This is a genomic window from Microcoleus pseudofavosus SVA1_A4 (genome assembly GCF_036700565.1).
Classification (GTDB): Bacteria; Cyanobacteriota; Cyanobacteriia; order Cyanobacteriales; family Microcoleaceae; genus Microcoleus.
The window spans coordinates 25,761-46,520 of record NZ_JAUBPE010000043.1 but is presented as its reverse complement, the minus strand read 5'-3'; the positions used below and the strand labels follow the sequence as shown (position 1 = coordinate 46,520).

Sequence of the window (20,760 nt, the reverse complement as noted above, 5' to 3'; positions counted from 1 at the left end):
TCGGTCGATGGTATCCGTAAGGCGTATCGTGCAGCCGCGCAAGCTTAGCACCTTGACTCGATCGAGCCGTGTTTATACGGTTTACATTTTACCGCTAATCTGAATCAAAAACACCGAGGGAAAAGACTTCAGGATATTCGATCGACCCTGAGTTCCCCCAATTCGTTTTTTTTATTGCCATTTCACTCGCTCTTGTCTATAATCGTACTTCACAACCATAATTACGGTATTCCGACCTAAAAACCGTACTTTCTCGCTTAGGAATAAATATAATGAGTCCGTGGCAACGCCTAACTCAACACCTTCACTGGCCGCAACAGCCACCCGCCGGCACAAATAAATCATTGACTGCACTGAAAAGATTTGTGTCGCTATTTTTAGTGGGAATAACTTTAAGTCTGGCCGTTGCATCCTGCAGCCAGGGAACCAGCAACAACCCCGCAGCCAGTCCCGGCAGCAGTCCAGGCGGTGCTAGCCCAGCAGCCAACAAAGGCAACGTAGAATTAACCCTAGTATCATTCGCCGTCACCAAAGCCGCCCACGAAGCCATAATTCCCAAATTTGTGGAACAGTGGCAAAAAGAAAAAGGGCAAACCGTCACCTTCAACCAAAGCTACGGCGGTTCCGGTTCCCAAACTCGGGCCGTAATTGACGGTTTAGAAGCAGACATCGTACACCTAGCCCTCGCCCTCGACACCGCAAAAATCGAAAAAGCCGGACTCATTGAGCCCGGGTGGGAAAAAGAAGCCCCCAACGATGGCATAGTCAGCAAATCCGTAGCAGCAATAGTCACCCGCGAAGGCAATCCCAAAGGCATCAAAAACTGGGAAGATTTAAGCAAAGACGGAGTAAAAGTGATTACTGCCGATCCCAAAACATCAGGCGTTGCACGCTGGAATTTCCTCGCACTTTGGGGTTCGATTCTCAAAACCGGAGGAGACGAAACCAAAGCATTAGACTTTACTAGCAAAGTCTACAAAAACGTCCCCATCCTGACTAAAGATGCCCGCGAAGCCACCGACGTATTTTTCAAACAAGGCCAAGGCGACGCCTTAATTAACTACGAAAACGAAATTCTTCTGGCAGGTCAGAAAGGCGAAAAACCGACTTATACTATTCCCGAAGTCAATGTTTCGATCGACAATCCGATTGCCATCGTCGATAAAAACGTCACCAAACACGGCACCCGCGAAGTCGCCGAAGCATTTGTCAAATTTCTGTACACCCCAGAAGCTCAGCGAGAATTTGCCAAAGCAGGCTTCCGCCCAGTAGATGCGACAGTAGCCGCGGAACCAGAATTTGTCCAAAAATATGCCCCCATCAAAACCCTATTTACAGCTCAAGACTTAGGAGGTTGGGGAGATATTCAGAAGAAATTCTTCGATGACGGAGCTGTTTTTGACAAAATCCAAGGTTCAATTAAACAGTAAAAAAACAGAATGCTCAGAGCCCAGACTTCCCCGAAGTTGTCGGGGCTCTAAAAGATTCACTATTCTTGACAACTCAAAACTATTCACTTATGGCTGTATCATCTCCAACCAGCAACCCTCAATCTCCGATAGAAAATATCAAAAGGGCGATCGGCAAAATCACATTACCTTGGGGAATCACCCTAGGCTACCTCAGTTTAATGCTATTGCTCCCAGTTGCAGCAATGCTGCTGAAAGCCAGCACAGCAAACCCCGCCGAATTTTGGGCAATTGCCACCAGTCCGATCGCCCTTTCCGCCTACGATGTCACCTTCTTTACAGCATTAATTGCGGCATTAATTAACGGAGTCTTCGGCACATTAATTGCCTGGGTATTAGTCCGCTACGACTTTCCCTTAAAACGGATTGTCGATGCAATCGTCGATTTGCCCTTTGCACTACCCACATCCGTCGCCGGTTTAACTCTCGCCACAGTTTACAGCGATAACGGCTGGATTGGTTCGCTTTTTGCACCTTTGGGAATCAAGATATCCTTTACTCGCTTGGGCGTAGGTATAGCGATGATATTTATTTCCTTTCCATTTATAGTTAGAACCGTACAGCCTGTTTTAAACGAGATGGAAAAAGACATCGAAGAAGCAGCTTGGTGCTTAGGTGCTTCTAAATTTCAAACCTTCTGGCGAGTAGTTTTGCCGCCGTTATTTCCGTCTATTTTAACCGGAGTTGCCCTCGGATTTTCGCGAGCGGTTGGCGAGTACGGCTCTACTGTAATTGTAGCTTCTAACATACCGTTCAAGGATTTAATCGCGCCAGTATTAATTTTTCAAAGATTGGAACAGTACGACTATGCAGGAGCAACAGTTATCGGCACTATCCTGTTAGGTATTTCGCTGACCATGCTGTTCGCAATTAATCTATTACAAGCATGGAGAAGACGCTATGACGGCTAAGATAAATTCACCCGCTGATTACAACAACAAATTTCCGCCCGCAGGTTCTAGTCGGAGTCAGGAGAAAGCGTGGGTAAAACCAACTTTAATCGGAATTGCGATCGCCTATCTTGCTCTTGTCTTATTTGTCCCCACCCTCAACGTTTTTTACCAAGCTTTCAGAAAGGGAGTAGAGCCATTTTTTTCTAACTTAACATCGCCCGAGTTTCTGCACGCAGCGCAACTTACCCTGGTGATTTCTCTGATAGTTGTGCCTGTAAATACAGTATTCGGTTTATGTGCAGCCTGGGTAATTGGCCGCAACAAATTTCCGGGCCGCACGCTATTAATCAGCATTTTAGACGTGCCTTTTGCCATATCTCCGGTAGTTGCAGGTTTAATGATTGTACTGCTTTACGGTCGGGTGGGATGGTTCGGGCCGTGGCTGGAAGCTGCTGATATTAAGGTGATTTTTGCCTTCCCGGGAATGGTGCTGGCTACTGCATTTGTTACCTTGCCTTTTGTGGCCCGCGAAGTGATTCCTGTTTTGGAAGAAGTGGGAACGGATCAAGAAGAGGCGGCGAAAACTTTGGGAGCAAATGACTGGCAAATTTTCTGGAATGTCACGCTTCCGAGTATTCGCTGGGGATTGCTTTACGGAGTAATTTTGACCAATGCTAGAGCGATGGGAGAATTTGGAGCAGTCTCTGTGGTGTCGGGAAATATTGCTAAAAAAACGCAAACTTTGCCTTTGTTTGTAGAGGATGCTTACAAGCAGTACGCGACGCAATCAGCATTTTCAGCGGCGGTAGTTCTCGGTCTTTTAGCAGTTGTTACCCTCGTACTTAAGGAGATTTTGGAACGAAAAACTAGCATCAAGGAAGTTGAGGAATAATCATCAGTCATTAGGCTGTAGGGTGCGCAGCGTACACCGAACTCATTAGGCTGTAGGGTGCGCCGTTGTTAGTCATGAGTAGTCATTAGTAGGGTGCGTCGCCCTAAACAATCTGCTTGGAAGCTCGAAACTCTCGCAGCGACGCACCCTACCAGATATTGGTGCAAAATGTAAACTGAAAAAAACATTAGGAGTCCCAAATGTTATCTCAAAACAATAGCGAACCTCAATTTGAGCCGATCGACAATTTTCACCAAACTCAACAATCAGACCTCCCTCGCGCTGAGTCAGGAGACAGAAGAGTGACTCAAACCCGCATTCGCATTCGTGTTCCTAAAGAATACCATCAAGAACCAGTCATCTCTAACCTGATTTCGGAATACGGTTTGAGGGTGAATTTTAATGCAGCTTTGTTGGGTGTCAAAACTTCAGATGACGGTTGGTTTGATTTGGAACTTAACGGTACTGCTCAACAGATTGAAAGTGCTCTGATTTATCTCAACGATTTAGATGTGGAAATCTGGAGCAATTCTAATAATCCCGATGAGGAAAGTTGGTAATTAGTCATTTGTTATTGGTTATTGGTTGGCTGTTATTTGTTACTTGTTGCTTCGTAGTTGTGAGGTGTTACTTGTTGATTGTTAGTAATAACCAATAACCAATAACCAATCACTATCGATGGCCATCAGTAATTATTATGATTGACATTGTTTATAAAATATGGTATTGAGTTCGTTTTAAAATCAGAAACTTCGTGCAGGTATTATAAAATATTTTTGTAAAAGCCGGAACAACATCTTCTTTTCAGACTTCTAAGCAATCAAATTAAGTGATTTATTGTGGCAATACACAAAAATGCGTTGCTGTCAATAGATAAGTATATGTGGAAGCACGGGCGATCGGCACAGGAAAGAGCCGATCGCTGCTAAGCTTGGTTTGTGTTATCACTTTGATGTGTGCGTGTACCAGAGGAATTTAATCATGGAACTTGGCAAAGAACGGAAACAACAGTTACTTTTCGTAGATACAAAAGTTAAAGATTACCAAAATTTAACAGAGACTACAAATTCGGATACAGAAGTTATTGTTCTCAAGGGCGATCGCGACGGCATCGAGCAAATCGCCGAAACACTTAAACAGCGGACAAACATTGCAGCCGTCCACATTTTGTCTCACGGCGCAGCAGCCAGCGTCCAAATCGGCGCAACAGAAATCAATCTCAGCAACATTGAAAGCTACCGCAATTATTTAGAAGAATGGTTTGCTTTACCAACAGCCGAGGCAAACTCGAACTCTCCAATTACAGCTAAACCCGAAATTCTGCTTTACGGATGCAACGTCGGCGCCACAGAAGCAGGTGTCGCCTTCGTCCAAAGGCTGAGCCAGCTCACGGGGGCAGAAGTTGCGGCTTCCGATAACTTGACCGGCAGTGCGGCACTCGGTGGAGACTGGGAACTGGAAGTAACTACCGGCAAAATAGAGACGGCTTTGGCATTTTCCGCAGAGGCGAGAGAGGCGTACCCTTCTGTATTAGCCACATTCAGCGTCACCAGCAACGCCGATACCAACACATTCGGCAGCTTGAGGAACGCGATCGCGATCGCCAACGCTTCCGGCGGTGCAGATATCATCGACTTGAGCGGCATTAGCGGCACGATTTCCCTCACCAGCGCTTTACCGACAATTACCGACAGCGTTACATTCCAGTTCAACCCGACCGGCACCTCCGGCCTAACCCTCGACGGTAACAGCAACCGGATCTTCTTCGTAGACAACAGCGCCGCCGTCAGCATCTCCAACCTCACCATTCAAAATGGACAGGCACTGGGCGGTGATGCCGCTGCTGGGGGCGGTGGCGGTGGTGCCGCGGGATTGGGCGGCGCGCTATTTATCAACAGCGGTACAGTCACCATTGACAGCGTTACCTTCTCGAACAACCGGGCGATCGGCGGTGCTGGCGCTGCCGGGATCGGCGCTGGTGGGGGTAACAGCGACCTAATTAGCATCTTTACTCCAGGCGTAGGCACTGGGGGCCCCGGCGGCCCCGGCACTCCCCCCACCAGCGCCCCCGCAGGCGGTGCAGCTCCCGCCGGAACTACAGGCGGCGCCGGCGGCGCGGGTGGCAATACCACAGCGGCGGGAGGCCAAGGCGGTCAAGGCGGTATCGGCGGCATCGGCGCCCCCGGCGGCACAGGCGGTGCAGGCGGCACTGCTCCTGCTGGCGGGACAGACGGAACCGGCGGTCAAGGCGGTCCAGGTGGCGGCAACGGTGCAGGTGGCGGTGGCGGTGGTGCCGGCGGTGCAACCAACGGTGTCGGCGGTGCAGGTGGTCTAGGTGGCAACTTTGGTGGCGGTGGCGGTGCTGGAGGCCAAGGCGCCGGCGGTAATGGCGTCGGCGGTAATGGCGGTACTTTTGGCGGTGGCGGCGGTGCTGGCAGCACCGGTGGCACCAGCGACTACGGTGGCACAGGAGGCGCAGCAGCAGGCGGTGGCGGTGCCGGTTTGGGAGGCGCAATTTTTCTCAACACGGGTACTTTAAGTGTCAGCAACAGCACCTTCAGCAGCAGCAGAGCAACGGGCGGCGCTGCTGGCGGTGCCGGCGCTACGGCAGGTCTGGGTTTGGGCGGTGCAATTTTTGTACAGACTGGTACTGCCACCTTAACTAATACTACGATCGCCAGCGACCCCGCAGTTGTCGTCCCCCCTCTGCTGAATGCCAGCACTACCGGTGGCGGAATTTTCAACAACGCCGGAGCTCTGACTCTCAACAACACCCTCGTTGTTAACAATACCGTCCCAGCCGCCGCCAGCGAAGTTGCGGGAACTGTCACTAACAACACCAGTTTCATCGGCACAGGCGTCGCCGTAACTTGGCTCGACACCCTGAAAAATAACGGCGGTCTTACCCTGACTCACGCCTTACTCGGCACTGCCCCCGTCGGCGCTGGAGGCGTTATCAATGCCGGTACTGCCAATGCCCTCACCGCAGACCAGCGGGGTACTCAATTCGGTCAGCCCTATGCCCGCAGCGTCAACGGCGCTGTTGACATCGGCGCTTACGAATACGGCCCTACTGTCACCGGTCAGAAATTTAACGATAGCGACGGTAATGGCGTTAAAGACGGGACTGATGCCACGGCCACAACTCCAGCGGAAAGCTTTCTTATTTATGTAGACAACAACAACAACAATGTGCCGGAGGCCACTGAAAAACAGACCACCGTTGCGATCGGCGGTATCTACACCCTCGCCGACACCAAGACTAACAGCCCGATTAAGGAAGTGGCAGTAACAGGTTGGCAGCAAACTCTCCCCGCTACAGGCGTAACTCCCTACAGCACAGGTGTTGCTGACGCTGCTACGGGCCGAGACTTCGGCAACTTCAAACTGACTTCGATCGCGGGTAAAACCTACACCGATTTCGCCGGCAACGCCGTCTTAGACCTTCCCACCGACACCACATTAAACGGTGTCACCGTCAACCTCTACAAAGACACCAACAACAACGGCACTCTGGAAGTCGGCACCGATACCGCTGTCGGCGCGGCGCAAACAACAGCGGGAACTGGAGATTATCTTTTCTCCGATATCGGTCCGGGCAATTACCTGATACAAGCCACTGCCCCAGCCAACTCCACCATCACTTTTCCCGCTGCCGCCATTCCCGTTACCGCCCTAAGCGGTACTCCCATCACCGCCCAGAACTTCGGCGTTTTCCAAAACATCACCGTCAGCGGCACCAAATTCACCGACCTCACAGGCGACGGCTTCACTGCTGACGACACGCCCCTCGACGGTACTACCGTTCGCTTGTTCAAGGATACTAACAATAACAGCACTTTAGATACCGGCGACGCCGAAGTCGCGAATCAAGTTACCGGGACGCCTGGGCCGGCTGTTGGAAGTTATAGCTTTACTAACGTCGGTCCCGGTCGGTACTTTGTGAGAGAAGACGTACCGACTGGTTCCTCACAAACCGCCGGCCCGGCTTCTTATACAATTAACCCCGTCAGCGGCACCGCCATTACGGATCAAAACTTCGGCAACTTCCAGTTCGGCAAGATCGGCGGGATCAAATTTAATGACCTCAACAAAAATGGCACCCAAGATTTGCCAGCAGAACAACCGCTAGCAGGCTGGACAATCTACCTGGATACCAACAACAACGGCGTCCAAGATGCAGTACCAGCCGAAACAGGCACCAATGCCGCTGTCACCGATGCCGCCGGCAAGTACCAGTTCACCAACTTGGTAGCAGGCACCTACAACGTCCGGGAAGTACCGCAAACCGGCTGGACGCAAACAGCACCGGCAGCCCCCGGTTCCTACACGATCGCCGTCACCAGCGGCACCGACTCCCAAAACAACAACTTCGGCAACTTCAAGCCCAATAGCATCAGCGGGCTGAAGTTCAATGACCTCAACAACAATGGGGTACAAGATAGCGGGGAACTAGGACTTGCCAACTGGCAATTCTTCCTCGATACCGACGACAACGGCACCCTCGACACAGGAGAAGCCAACACCCCCACCGATCCCGCAGGCAATTACAAATTCCTCGACTTGCCAGCAGGTACCTACAAGGTGCGGGAAGTTCCTCAGCCTACTTGGACGCAAACTACCCCCGACCCGGCGGATATCACTGTCACCAGCGGTCAAGACATCGCTAATATCAACTTCGGCAATTTCCAGCCGGCGACTATCAGCGGCCTAAAATTCAACGACGCCAACAACAACGGTATTAAGGATGCCGGGGAAACGGGACTAGCTAACTGGCAAATATTCCTCGACAGTATCACTCCGGATGGATTGTTTCAGCAGGGCGAGCCCACTACCATCACCGATGCCACAGGCAACTACACTCTCAAGGACATACCCGCAGGTACTTTCCAGATCAGGGAAGTCCAGCAAAATGGCTGGACGCAGACGACCCCCAACCCCGCCCCCGTTACGGTAACAGGTGGAGGTAACATCACGGGCATTGACTTCGGCAACTTCTTGCCCCTACCGGGCACGATCCGAGGTCTGAAGTTCCGAGACAGCAACAACAATGCCATTCAGGATGGCGGAGAACCGGGTTTACCCAATTTCCAAATTGTGTTAACCAATCTGGTAGCTGGAACCCCTGGTACTCCTGCTCCTGTTCCTGTTACTACCACCACAGACGCCAGCGGTAACTACCTGTTCACAAACCTGACGCCGGGAACTTACAGTGTCCGGGAAGTCAACCAAACTGGGTTTACCCAAAGCACGCCCGCCCCGGCGGATATTGTGCTGACATCGGGTGCTATTGTCAGCGGCATCAACTTCGGGAACTTCCCGACACCGACGCCGACTCCGACTCCGACGCCGACTCCTGCGCCGACTCCGATCGTGACTCCGACTCCTGCGCCGACGCCGACTCCTGCGCCTGCGCCGACTCCGACTCCGAGCCCTGAACCTACACCTGCACCTGCACCTGTACCTACACCTACACCTCTACCGACTCCGAGCCCACAACCGACTCCGACTCCGAGCCCTGAACCGACTCCGACTCCGAGTCCACAAACGACTGATTTGGTTTGTCCAAGCGACTTCCCCAGGATCAACCCTCCCAATCTGCCCGCCGGCAGTGCGATCGGCGGCCCTAACGGCGACGATACGATCGTGGGTAGTGCTGGCAGTGACTCTATCTTCGGATTGGGCGGCAACGATTTGATCTTTGGTCAACAGGGCGGCGACTATATCAATGGCAATACGGGCAACGATACTGTCTACGGAGGTGTCGATACCGATACTCTCTTCGGCGGCAAAGGCTTTGACCTGATTTTTGGCGATCGCGCCGACGATCTTATTTACGGCAATCGCGGCAATGACTCTCTCTCTGGGGATGAAGGTAATGACGTATTGTATGGCGGCAAAGGCGACGACGTAATCTTGGGAGGTGCAGGCGACGACGCGCTAATTGGCGATCTAGGTAATGACACTCTCTGCGGCGGCAACGGCAATAATACCTTAATTGGCGGCGGCGGGGATGATTTGCTCTTTGGCGATCTCGGCAATAACTTGCTCTATGGCGGTCTTGGTAGCGATACTCTCGTCGGCGGCAGCAGCAATGGCTTTGTGTTGGCAGCGGACGGAGGAATTGACACCATTATCAACTTCACCGCAGGAGTTGATGCGATCGTGTTGCTGGGAGGCTTGGACTTCAATCAACTGTCGTTTACCGAAACTAATGCCTCAACTGCGATCGGGATCGCCAACAGCGACCAGATTTTGGCTGTAGTGTCCGGCGTGCTGCCCGGCCAGTTATCGGCGAGCAGTTTTAGCTTGCTGGTTTAGGCCGCACTCCGCAGCAACGGAGGAGACGGCAATGCCGTTTCCCTACCCCAAAATAATCGTAGCTGGCGGGGCGGGACGGCCATCGGTCTCGAATGATGTAAAGATCGATCGTCGTGATTAATTGTAGGGACACGGCACTGCCGTGTCCTGATTTCGGGTAATATCAATAGTCAGAACAATCGCCAGAAGGGGAACGAATTCCGTTCCCCTTCTTTGGTTAAATCTGTTCGAGATATTTCAGCAAGTCGGCCATTTCTTGCGGACTCGGCTGAAACTGTGGCATGGGTGGGGTTTGCCCGCTGGTGACTTGGCGGATCAGATCGAATTCGGATTTGCGCTCGGACACTCGGTGCAAGTTGGGCCCGACTTGAGTGTCTGCAACGGATATGTGGCATCCCGCACAGTTCATTTGAAAAATGGCGGAACCCTGAAACTGGTTGCCCGTCAGGGACAGTACGTTTTTGACGTAGGGATCGGCGACTTGAAATTGACGAATTGTCATACTCGCCAACATGATGGCAAGCAACACCGCGATCGCAAATATGGCAAGTCGCTCGATCGGGTTTCTAATTTCATTCCCAGCAAGTTGGTGATTCAAAGGAGTTCAATTTAAAAAACTATCTACAAGAAAATTTATTTCTCATAACATAGCTTAATCGTTCGCAGCGGGGAGATCAAGCTCTGAGACCCCCGGAAGGCTGCTTTTAGGAAAATTCATCTGTGTAAGTGCTGGTAATATTAAAAATAGGTTGTTAAATCTTAACGTTAAGGAGCTCTCATGGTAGAACCGCTACTTTCAGGTATTGTTCTGGGTCTAATCTTTGTTACTCTGTCGGGGCTGTTTTTTGCTGCTTATCAGCAGTACAAGCGCGGCGATCAGTTGGGTATCAACAAGTAAAAGGGGCCTACAGTCCCTAAGTCAGGCTGTCAGGGAATTGGGCATGGGGCATGGGGCATGGAGAATTGGGCATGGGGCATTAAATCTGCCTACTGACTTCTTCCCTCTTGCTTCTTCCCTCTTCCTTGTATCCGTTACATCCCGTACACTGCTCGTTGCCGAACTTCCCTCTTGTATCCGTTACATCCCGTACACTGCTCGTTGCCGAACTTCCTTCGTTAAAGATACCGATCGAGAATAGCAGCAGTTTCCAGGCCTGTTTTTTCCCAGCTAAATTGTTTTGCTCTAGCCAAACCGAGATCCCGCAAGTGCGATCGAACTTTAGCATCCACTGCAAGCTGGTGCATAGCAGAGGCAATTTCCTCGACGCTGTAGGGGTTGACTAATAATGCTGCACCACCCGCCACTTCTGGCATTGAAGACAGGTTAGAGGTGATGACAGGAGTGCCGCAGGCCATTGCTTCAAGCACGGGGAGACCGAATCCTTCCCAAAGACTGGAGAAAACCAGGGCGATCGCCCGGTTGATGACTTTGGGCAAGTCTGCTGCGGGGAGGTAATCTAGAAATTTTACCCGATCGAACAATCCCAATTCTTGAACCTGCGCTTTCAGCAGCGGCGTATAGCGTTTGTCTTCCGAACCTGCAATCCACAATTCGTACTCGGAATTATCGCGCAAAGCCGCAAAAGCTGCTACAACTCGCTGCACGTTTTTATGGGGATTGTGGCGGCCGATATAAAGAAAATAATTGCTGGTTGGCAAGTCTAAAAATCGAAAAAAATTGGCATCGTAGCCGGGAAAAATTGGCGATATTAAAGAAGTTGGAATCTTGCAAAAATCAGCGATATCTTTGGCCGTTGATTCTGAGTCGCAGATGACGTGTTGGGCCTGGCGCAGCACTTGGGGAATGTAATACTTGTGATAAGGTGTCAGAGGATCGAAGCGGCGGGGAAATCGCAGTGCAATTAGATCGTGTACTGTAATTATATAGCGGCAACCTGCAAATAAAGGAGCTTCGGGAATGGGGGAAAATAAAAGGTTAGATTTTAGCTGTTTGTAAATTTTTGGGAGTTGGGTTTGCGTCCACAGCAATCGGTTGATGTGTCCTTTTGTTCCTTGTTCGGGTGTTAGGTTTGCGGGGATTTGGTAGCAGTTGTTATTGGGAAATTTTTCGGCGGTGAGTAAGGTTGGGTTGAGGGATTTTAGGTGGGGAAATAGGTTTTTGGCGTAGATGGCTAAGCCGGTTGGTTTGGAAATTAGGAAGGAGAGGTTGATTAGTAATTTGGATTGGGGATTGGGCATGGGGTAATAGGTAGATTGCGGTTTTTTGGTGTTTTTTTTTTATTTAACCGCAGAGGGCGCAGAGGGCGCAGAGAGGAAGAGAGGGAAAATTTAAAGGTATTGTTGTAAGATGTTGGCGGTTGCTGTTCCGGTTTTGTGCCAGCTAAATTGAGCCGATCGCGCTAAACTAGCTTTTTTTAAGTTCGATCGCACTTTTGAATCTGTGGCTACTGTTTGCATGGCTGCGACGATTTCTCCGACGATGTAAGGATTGACTAATAATGCGGCATCTCCGGCTACTTCTGGCATTGATGACAGGTTGGATGCGATGACGGGTGTGCCGCAAGCCATTGCTTCTAAAATTGGCAAGCCGAATCCTTCCCAAAGTGTAGGGAAAACTAGGGCGATCGCCTGATTCATCAGTACGGGCAATTGAGAATAGGGAACGTAACCGAGAAACTTTACCAAAGATTGTAAACCCAATTGTTCAACTTGTGCTATTAACTGTGGCGTGTAGGCATTGGGAGGCCCGGCTAGCCATAATTCGCAGTTGGCGCGATCGCCCAAACTCGCAAATGCAGCAATTAATCTTTCCAAGTTTTTGTAAGGATCGTGTCTGCCGGTATAAAGAAAATAATTTTTGGCTGGCAAGTCGAGATATCTAAAATTAATATTATCGCAAGCTAGGGGAATGGCGGTCATTTTCTGACGCGGAATCTGGAAAAAGTTAGCAACATCGATCGCCGTTGCTTCAGAATCGCAAATAATATGTTCTGCTTGGCGCAAAACCTGCGGTATGTAGTAGCGGAAATAAGCTGTCAATCGCGAAAACCGTTGGGGAAACCGCAAAGGAATCAAATCGTGAACTGTGACGATGTAGCGGCAGCCGGAATACAAAGGTGCTTCTGGAATTGGAGAAAATATGAGGCTTGACTGCAATTTTTGGTAAATTTTAGGTAAATCAAATTGAGTCCACAGCAGCCTGTTAACTTGTCCTTTCGGGCCGCGATCCGGTGTCAGAGTTTCGGGGATTTGATAGCAAGTATAATTTTCAATTTGCTGGGAAGCGAGTAATGTTGGTTCTAGCTGTTGCAGTTGCGGAAAAAGATTAGCTGCGTAAGTCCCGATTCCCGTTGGTTCGGGTGTTAAGAAGGACAAATTGATTAACAGTGAATTAGACATGATTTTAGATATCCGGCGACTGGAAGTCGCGACTACACATACAAAGTCCCAGCAGAGAGGGACTGAAGAAAACGGTAACAAAATCGACTTTAATATTAGTCCTATGCAAGAAGACTTTAGCTTTGAGCCAGGGGTTTTAACCCCTGGTGGACTATTTAATTAGCCTTTAAGTTCGATCGAGCATTTGAGCTATATCGGCAGGATTTGGCAGCCGAATTGTAGCATATTCTTGGTGAATAATCTCAAAAAAACTCTTGATTTTTTTCTCGAAACGTGCCAGTCTAAAGTTCTGACTGCGCTGCTGTGCACCAGCTTGAAGTTCTGCTAGCAAATCGGGATTAACAATTAGTTGATGTGAATGCTGGCAAAGTTCCTCAACGGTATGGAACAAAAAGCCCGATCGCCCGTGTTCGACAATTTCCGGTTGGCCGCCACCGTTGAAAACAATCGGAGCACAACTATTTTGCATGGCTTCTACAGTCGCCATCCCGAAATGCTCAAATCTTTGAGGATTGACTTCACCAAAACCGCAGCCATGCCAAAATATGCTCGCTCTAGCGTAAAGCGATTTTACCTCATCCAAGTCAGCATTGACTTTTAGTTCGATCGCCCTCGAATCTTGCTTTAAAAAATTCTGAACCGTCTTTAAATAAGGATTTTTGGGAATGCTGCTACCGGCTAAAATTAGCTGCCATCCTTGAAGTTCTTCGGGATAATCTGCTAGCAAACTGCGGAAAGCTTTAATTAGTTCAATTTGCTTTTTTGTTCCCCCAGCTTCAAACTGTCCCACAGCTAAAATGATGTTTTCTTTCGGCACTTTGACTGTTGCCATTTCCACGGGCGGATAAAGCATAAAAGTGGGCTGTAAGTTCCAGCGTTTCTCCAACCACTTGACAGTAAATTGACTGTTGGCAATAATAAAAGTATAATCATCAACGGCAAAGTGGCGGTTGCGGAAGGTATTGGGAAAGTGGCAGAAAAATACTGAAATTGGCGACAGCGGTTTCACTTTTTCCAGTTGGTTTGCGTTGATGAAAATATCGTAATTTTTGCTTTCTCTAGCAATTTCATCAAAGGGATTTTCCATATCCTCCGTGATGATACTGGAATCGATGCACTGCATTCCGCGTTTCTCGTAAAATGCCAAGGGAATAATTTTAACTTTGCATCCTGAAAGGTTGAGTCCGTACCACGACTCTAAGTCGGAAACAGCAACGGGTTTGTTGGCGATAAAAGTAATGTCGAATTCATTTTGCAGCAGCGAGGCGAGGGTAGCAACGTATTTTTGACCGCCGCCGATGAAATGCAGTCCGTGATCGTAAATTGCGATCGACATTTTGCGATCGCCCCGAACCACCTGCAATCGAGGTAAAATGCGATCGACCTTCATCCGACTGTAAATCACAGCCAACTTTTCCGACAACTGCGGCAGTACAGTTTCGATAATTTCCGGTTTCTGATAATCCAGCAGCTTCTTAATCGCTACAAACAAACTCTCGAACAGCAAATCGTACTGTTTGTTAGTAAAAAAGTCCGAAGTATGAATTGCTTTGACTAATTGCAAAGGTTCGTGTTTTGCCAAATACAAAAATCGATTGCGGTTGCAGAAATACTCGGTAAGTTTGCTTCCTTTACTCGAACCCCGATATTCGTGATGGGCGATGGCTGCGGGAGTATAAAGCATTTTCCAACCGCGTTTGTGGCAGCGTTTGGCAAACTCTACATCTTCAAAATACATCACAAAATCTTCATCTATCGGCCCGACATCTTCCAGACATTCTCTCCGAAAAAGCACCGCCGCCCAACAAAGCCCTTCGACTTCCCGTTCTGTATCGTACTGTCCCGAATCTTTCTCGCCAAAGCCGACATCTTGCCAATAAAAATTAGGTAATTGCTGAATGCCAGCGCTGTTAATCCGCCCGTCTTTAAAGAGCAATTTGCCGCTAGTCGCACCTACCTTATTATTAGTTTCTAGCCGTTTTACAAGCATCTCTAACCAGCGACTGTCAAGGGTAGCATCGTTATTTAGAAAGCCGATATATTGCCCTTTTGCTTCGCTGATGCCGAGGTTGAGGGCTTTAGCAAAGTTGTTGGCAGTATTGACAAAAACGCGAACTTTCGGAAACTGTTCGCGAAGGCAATTAACCGAATCGTCTTGAGAGCAATTATCAATTACAATTAAATCGAGTTGCTGTTCGGGATACGCAAGTTTTTGTAGAGATTTTAAGCAATCTTTCGTGTGGCGCAGACCGTTATAGTTGACTATAATTAACGAGCATATTGGCAGTGTGGTCATCTTTGATGTTTTATTTTTGTCGATCGAGCAATTGAGCGGTAATCTCCTCTAAAATAGCAGTATGTTGCTGCTGCACTGCTTTAATTTGCTCTATTTCAGACTGAAAAGCTGCGATCGCATTTTGTTGAGTCTCAAGCTGTGCTGTAACTTCGGGATATCCGCTGCTGAATTCCGATTTAATTTTTTTCTCTAGAGTTTGTTGATTTTCTTGCAATTTTTGCAATTGTGTGCTCAATGTGTGCACGACGCGGGTATTAGCAAAATTGTAAATTACTTGACGTTCGAGTACAGGTCTGAGCAATTTTCGGACTATTTTCCTAACTGCAATTACTACCGAACCTAGCCGCCTTTGATAAGAAGTAATGGGAACATTGTAAATGTCGAACCCTGTCTTCAGAAGGGCGATGTCCTCGTCATCTTCATTTTGAGCGATCGCACTATTTTCTCTTCCCAGCGGCGGCTGTGCAATACCAATTCGCGGCTCCAAAGTTTGCCGCAATTTATCTATAATTTGTTGAGTTGGTATTTCTTCGTACTCCAATCTTCCGTCTCCTTTAAATGTAGGGTGCGCACGGCGCACCATTGATGCTAACTTAAGATTTAAACCATGTCCAAATCAGGGTTGTAGCCGAGTCTCGACCCCCTAAATCCCCCTTAATAAGGGGGACGCAAGAATACTCTTATCCCCCCCTTATTAAGGGGGGTTAGGGGGGATCGCGAAGACTGTGGAAGGAAGACAATAGACTGCTATTACCTTTGAGCTTAAGTGGACACAAATAAGTTGCCCACCTTACCTCGAATAAATCGAACAACCTTCCTCTTCCTATTTAAGCTAACTCAATTTGACTGTCATCACCAATCATAAACCGCAGAGCTTTTGGACGGGCCGGCGCATTGGTGAGTTGAGCTCGCTGCCCGATCACGCTGTCAACAATTCGCTGGTGAATGCCAACTATTTTCGCCCCTTGCAATATTACGCTGTGTTCGATATCAGCATCAATCATCGTCACGCGATCGGCAATACTGCTGTAAGGCCCGATAAAGCAATTTTCAATGTGGCAATTTTCCCCAATTACCACCGGCCCGCGAACTGTAGAATTAATTACTTCCGTTCCTTCGCCTATTTGCACTCGCCCGATAATTTGACTTTTGGCGTCTACTTTTAGTTCAGTTGAAGCTACGATACAGCTATCTAAAATGATTTGGTTTGCACTCAGCAAATCATCTTTTTTCCCCGTATCCAGCCACCAACCCTCTAAATTGCAGGCTTCTACGTGTTTTTTCTGATTGATGAGCTGTTGGATGGCATCGGTAATTTCGAGTTCGCCCCGGGGCGAAGGTTGAATTTGATCGATCGCCTCGTGAATAGTAGGAGCAAAAAAGTAAATCCCCACCAGCGCTAAATTCGATGGCGGAACTTGTGGTTTTTCTACTAACTGCAAAACTCTTCCTTTATCATCAACTTTTGCAACACCGAAAGCAGAGGGATTGGGAACGGGACGCAGCAAAATCAGAGCGTCTAGTTTCTGCTTGTTAAAAATTTCTAAAAAGGGATCTAACTGATTCTGAATTAAGTTATCTCCCAAATACATAATAAACGGAGAATCGCCCAAAAATGGTCTTGCCACTTTTACCGCGTGAGCGAGTCCCGCCGGCTTTTCTTGCAAGATATAAGTAATTTTTGCACCGAAGCGAGATCCATCTCCTGTTTTCGTCTTCACCTCTTCCCCGGTTTCGGGACTAATAATAATCCCAATATCCGTAATCCCAGCCGCCACAATTCCTTCAATTCCGTACCACAGTATCGGCTTATTTGCTACAGGAACCAACTGCTTAGCACCCGTATAGGTGAGGGGACGCAAGCGTGTTCCTTTGCCGCCAGAGAGGATGAGTGCTTTCATTGGGTGAACTCTGAGTTATCCTTTAGGGTTTGCAGTGCTGGCTCGATTTGCCTGCACTTGTTCGCTCTCGTTGATTTTAAACCACCGCTACCCCGCTGGCAATAGTTGTCGTGTCTTCGGATACAAATGATTTATGCCGATCGAGCTTTTATAGTTTTGGACGCACAGAATGTCAGAAACCGGGTTTCTTGCCGCAGGAACCAGCTAAAAGCTGAGGTTTTTTGTCAAGAAACGCGGTTTCTCAAGGTCGAGAGTGCGCCAGTCCAGATGTAATGGCGTACCCTTTTAATAGCGGCCGTATCGAGCGATAACTTGACTACCACTATTGTTTTGATTTGTCAACCACGCCCACATTTGATCGCCCCGACAAAAATGCCACCACTCATTAGGATGCTGCTGAAAACCCGCAGCTATCATCGCATATTTTAATATTTGTCGGCGCCGGTGATATTCTTGTTTGTGCGGCTCCTTGCTATTACCAAAATAATCAGGATAAGAACGTTCTGATATTTCATCAATCGGAGAACCCATATCAATTGGGCGATTATTTTCATCCACTAAAGTTACATCTAAAGCTGCACCTGTACTGTGAGGGGGAGGCGTCGCGCTATCCATGCTCGGCACAGCCCAAAATTGATATACGTGTTCTATAATCACTTGGCGTTTGTCTTCGGAAACCGGAAATTCGCAGCCTTGAGCTCGGGCAATTTGATTAAAAGTATAATCTACCATAAATTGCTGGACTTCCACCGGCCGGTAAGCGTCAAATATAAGAATTTGCCAATTTTGATGATTTTGCTGTAGCTCAGTTTGAGCTGCGATTAAACTATCTACAACTCCTTGCCGCAAATAGTAAGGCGAATCTACTTTGCTGTTGTGATAGGGAGCACCCAACTTTTGATAAGGGTGCGGCATTTCAAAGGCAAAATGTTCTGTTGGAATTGGAACTAGCGGCTCCCCGCATTCGTCGATCGCTATTTGCTGATATGGTTTCACAGTACAATTGTGATGACTTTGTATTTTTTATTTAAATGCTCAATCTAGATACTAGCACGGGAATTGCATTTATATCTGAAAATTCGCCAGTCCGTGTTCAGTTACGACAATACGTACAAGGACAGCAAATGGTGATGACTCAGACGGCTTTTAATGAGTTGACTAATATTGTTCAAAGCATAGCAGGTGCATTGGAGCAAGGAAGAGCAAGTCGATTCATCCAGAAAGTGGCTGTCATTCCTGACAATCCCTCGAAGAGAGCATTAAACTTGCAGACAACTAGAAACTTAGGCGCAAATGATATAATAATTTTGGGAACAGGCGACCAGTTGGGCATCACAACCATGACAGCAGATGCTAAAGCTGTGAGGGCCATAAGCGGTCAAGGTGTCGATTTCAGCGTGTACGTCCACCCTCCATATCGTTTAACGGGAAATTAAAAATGAAAATAAAAGTTCCTATTGCATCTTATTTGTCGAGTACCTACAACCTAATTCAGCGTGCTTTTCCGGGCGGAATTAAAGAGGAAGATTATTTTCCGCTTTTGGCGCTGCTTTACGATGAAATATCCGATCGCAATTTAGCAGAAGTCATGGCACACTCAACGGGAAAAGATTATTCTCTTGTGCTGAATGATGTATATGCCGTCGGTTCAACTTATGCACCAGATGCTAAAGCTATTGCTAAGTTGAAAAAGCATTTGCTTGCTTGCGGTTACGCAGAATGGCTAGAAGAGTAACAGTTTGTATAATTATTCGATTCCTGACAAGTTTGCAGTCAGGACTTTAGCTTTTTCAACCTTCAGCTAAAATCCTCAAGTCCTGACTGCAAAAAATCCTAACTTTGCCGGTAAGCAACTACCGCGTAAAACGGATCTCCGCTTCCTATTCGCAGCATTTGCATAAAAGTCGGCAAGTTAGCCTTGCGAACTATTACTTCCGGCTGGCTAAATCCGGGTATGTTCGCTCCTTTGACGGAATCAAAGTAACGCTTGACCAATTTTACCCGATCGCCCTCCGATCCTTCCCGCCAAGCCGCAATTGCTTTTTGATAAAACATCCGGTTGGAAAAGCTAAAAATTGCTACTCCACCAGGCTTTAAAATTCGGTGAATCTCGGCAAAAATCGCATCCGGGTGCTGCAAATACTGTACTGAAACGCAGTTGACAACGGCGTCAAACTCTGCATCCGGCAATGGCAATTTGGGATTTGCGTTCAAATTCTGCACGAAATAATGATTCAGTCTGGGATTTTTTGCCAATTCCTCTTCATTCAATCCGTGTCCTTCGACATGGGCAAATTGCATCTCGTCGGGTAGATGAGAAACCCAACTGCTCATCATATCAAAAACCCGAGTATTCGGTTTCAAGCGTTCCCGATACAAATCGGTTAGTTGCTGAATGAATCCCTCGTCTACGTGCGTCACAAACCGAGGAGAGGAATAGAACAGTGTATCATCGGTGTCGTCTAACTTGGTGCGTTGGTCGGCTGGAAGCAACATAAATTCAGATCGCAAACTTGATTTACTCTTTCTAGTTTAAGAAAAATTAAGAATTGTAAACACACCTCGCAGGGCGGACATCCGGCTTGCAGGGTGGTGTCCCGGTGCGATCGATAATGGTATTGAAAGCTACACATCCTCCGCAGCGCCACAGTCTGCGAGTGTGCCCGCGAGTCCGCCGGGGACTTAAGTCCCAGGATCACAGCTAAAGTCCACTTAAACTAAACTAAAAAGCGGTGGGATGCTCGATCGAACGATCGAGCATCCCATCAGTTAAGCTTGAATTTTTTAGTAGGTTTCAACTGAAATCTTGCACCAATGTCAGCAACGGGCTAGAAGCCCGTTCCACAAAAAGTCAACTGGAGTGTGGAACAGGCATCTTGCCTGTTCTTGAGAATGGTGCAACATCTCAGTTTCAACCGACTTCAGCTTTTAGCCGGGACTTAAGTCCCCGACGGATTCCCGGCTTTAGCATAGCTGTCTGGCTCAAAAAATCTGCTTGCGCCCCCTTGACAATTCCCGAAAAACATCTTAGTCTAATAGTACGAACACTAAGTAATAAGCCGATGGTTACTGCACCCACTATCGATCGCACAAATCTAGCTCAGTGGCACGACGTTCTCGCCCCCCACAGCATCGGCTACCGGCTCAAACTGCTGGGGCAGCTAGGCACTCGCAGGCTGCAAGAGGTACTCGAACCCTTTGGATTGACACCTTTTCACTGGCTGGTACTGTGCTGCTTGTGGCAAGAAGACGGTTTGCCGACTTCCAGCATTGGCGACAAACTGCAACAGGTAGGCGGGACGCTGACAGGCGTGATCGATCGCATGGAAGAAAGAGGCTTAGTCCGCCGGGAGAGAGACACCCGCGATCGGCGCATTTGGCGAATTTGGCTGACAGATGCAGGCAGGGCAATGCAAGAGGTGCTGCCGCCGCTGGTAGCCAATATCAGAGAGAAGTCAATGACTGGAATTTCAAAGGCCGATCGAGAACGCTTCTCACAACTCATCGATATCGCGATCGTCAATCTTTCCTAAACCGACAAAATCGCTCTTTTGGATGAAGCGCAGCCGCATCTACCTCTACTACATTACAAATAGTCGCAAAATACTACGCATTCTTAAAAACCGCA

17 protein-coding genes are annotated in these 20,760 nt (G+C 48.3%); 9 read left to right on the top strand and 8 right to left on the bottom strand.

Going from position 1 to position 20,760, the window contains the following annotated elements; translation table 11 throughout:
• Positions 1-272: 272 nt before the first annotated feature.
• The 5 genes from QUA02_RS18900 (at position 273) to QUA02_RS18880 (ending at position 9,575) form a co-directional block, all read left to right on the top strand.
• Entirely contained in the window at positions 273-1,430 is a 1,158-nt protein-coding gene (locus QUA02_RS18900; RefSeq protein WP_333029854.1) for a sulfate ABC transporter substrate-binding protein, read from the top strand.
• Positions 1,431-1,519: 89 nt separating this feature from the next.
• Positions 1,520-2,380: a sulfate ABC transporter permease subunit CysT gene (gene cysT, locus QUA02_RS18895; RefSeq protein ID WP_333029853.1), complete on the top strand. Its 861-nt coding sequence runs from the start codon at positions 1,520-1,522 to the stop codon at positions 2,378-2,380.
• Entirely contained in the window at positions 2,370-3,254 is an 885-nt protein-coding gene (cysW, locus tag QUA02_RS18890; RefSeq protein WP_333029852.1) for a sulfate ABC transporter permease subunit CysW, read from the top strand. The genes cysT and cysW overlap by 11 nt, the downstream gene beginning before the upstream one ends.
• Before the next feature lie 200 nt (positions 3,255-3,454).
• Entirely contained in the window at positions 3,455-3,814 is a 360-nt protein-coding gene (locus QUA02_RS18885; protein WP_333029850.1) for an NIL domain-containing protein, read from the top strand.
• 421 nt (positions 3,815-4,235) lie between these two features.
• Positions 4,236-9,575 (top strand): DUF4347 domain-containing protein, encoded by a 5,340-nt coding sequence (locus tag QUA02_RS18880; protein WP_333029849.1) that lies wholly within the window; start codon positions 4,236-4,238, stop codon positions 9,573-9,575.
• A gap of 217 nt (positions 9,576-9,792) precedes the next feature.
• Here QUA02_RS18880 and QUA02_RS18875 read toward each other — a convergent pair whose 3' ends face one another.
• A complete protein-coding gene (locus tag QUA02_RS18875) occupies positions 9,793-10,173 on the bottom strand; it encodes a c-type cytochrome (RefSeq protein WP_333029848.1) in 381 nt (126 codons plus the stop codon).
• Between the two features lie 180 nt (positions 10,174-10,353).
• Here QUA02_RS18875 and petG point away from each other — a divergent pair, with 180 nt between their 5' ends.
• Complete coding sequence (gene petG / locus QUA02_RS18870; RefSeq protein WP_015174208.1) at positions 10,354-10,473, top strand: cytochrome b6-f complex subunit V; 120 nt, start codon at positions 10,354-10,356, stop codon at positions 10,471-10,473.
• 218 nt (positions 10,474-10,691) lie between these two features.
• On the opposite strand, the gene QUA02_RS18865 is transcribed toward petG, so the two are convergent.
• From QUA02_RS18865 to QUA02_RS18840, 6 genes are all read right to left on the bottom strand, one after another.
• The gene (locus QUA02_RS18865; RefSeq protein WP_333029847.1) at positions 10,692-11,774 is read right to left on the bottom strand and encodes a glycosyltransferase family 4 protein; all 1,083 of its coding nucleotides are present in this window, start codon (positions 11,772-11,774) and stop codon (positions 10,692-10,694) included.
• Positions 11,775-11,864: 90 nt separating this feature from the next.
• The gene (locus QUA02_RS18860; protein ID WP_333029846.1) at positions 11,865-12,935 is read right to left on the bottom strand and encodes a glycosyltransferase family 4 protein; all 1,071 of its coding nucleotides are present in this window, start codon (positions 12,933-12,935) and stop codon (positions 11,865-11,867) included.
• Between the two features lie 166 nt (positions 12,936-13,101).
• Positions 13,102-15,231, bottom strand: coding sequence for a glycosyltransferase (locus QUA02_RS18855; protein WP_333029845.1), 2,130 nt, complete (start codon positions 15,229-15,231; stop codon positions 13,102-13,104).
• 10 nt (positions 15,232-15,241) lie between these two features.
• Positions 15,242-15,814, bottom strand: a complete 573-nt coding sequence (locus tag QUA02_RS18850; protein ID WP_333029843.1) for a hypothetical protein — start codon at positions 15,812-15,814, stop codon at positions 15,242-15,244.
• 244 nt (positions 15,815-16,058) lie between these two features.
• Positions 16,059-17,132 (bottom strand): glucose-1-phosphate thymidylyltransferase, encoded by a 1,074-nt coding sequence (locus tag QUA02_RS18845; RefSeq protein WP_333029841.1) that lies wholly within the window; start codon positions 17,130-17,132, stop codon positions 16,059-16,061.
• Positions 17,133-17,417: 285 nt separating this feature from the next.
• On the bottom strand, positions 17,418-18,128 hold the full coding sequence (locus QUA02_RS18840) for a M15 family metallopeptidase (RefSeq protein ID WP_333029839.1): 711 nt from the start codon (positions 18,126-18,128) through the stop codon (positions 17,418-17,420).
• 35 nt (positions 18,129-18,163) lie between these two features.
• Between QUA02_RS18840 and QUA02_RS18835 the strand changes: the two genes are divergently transcribed.
• Positions 18,164-18,568 (top strand): DUF1308 domain-containing protein, encoded by a 405-nt coding sequence (locus QUA02_RS18835; protein ID WP_333029838.1) that lies wholly within the window; start codon positions 18,164-18,166, stop codon positions 18,566-18,568.
• A gap of 2 nt (positions 18,569-18,570) precedes the next feature.
• On the top strand, positions 18,571-18,867 hold the full coding sequence (locus QUA02_RS18830) for a DUF3349 domain-containing protein (RefSeq protein ID WP_333029836.1): 297 nt from the start codon (positions 18,571-18,573) through the stop codon (positions 18,865-18,867).
• A 98-nt stretch (positions 18,868-18,965) separates the two neighbouring features.
• Here QUA02_RS18830 and QUA02_RS18825 read toward each other — a convergent pair whose 3' ends face one another.
• Positions 18,966-19,628 carry a methyltransferase domain-containing protein gene (locus QUA02_RS18825; protein WP_333029833.1) on the bottom strand — a complete coding sequence of 221 codons (663 nt, stop codon included), beginning with the start codon at positions 19,626-19,628 and terminating at the stop codon, positions 18,966-18,968.
• A 236-nt stretch (positions 19,629-19,864) separates the two neighbouring features.
• Between QUA02_RS18825 and QUA02_RS18820 the strand changes: the two genes are divergently transcribed.
• The gene (locus tag QUA02_RS18820) at positions 19,865-20,665 is read left to right on the top strand and encodes a MarR family winged helix-turn-helix transcriptional regulator (protein ID WP_333029832.1); all 801 of its coding nucleotides are present in this window, start codon (positions 19,865-19,867) and stop codon (positions 20,663-20,665) included.
• Positions 20,666-20,760: the final 95 nt, after the last annotated feature.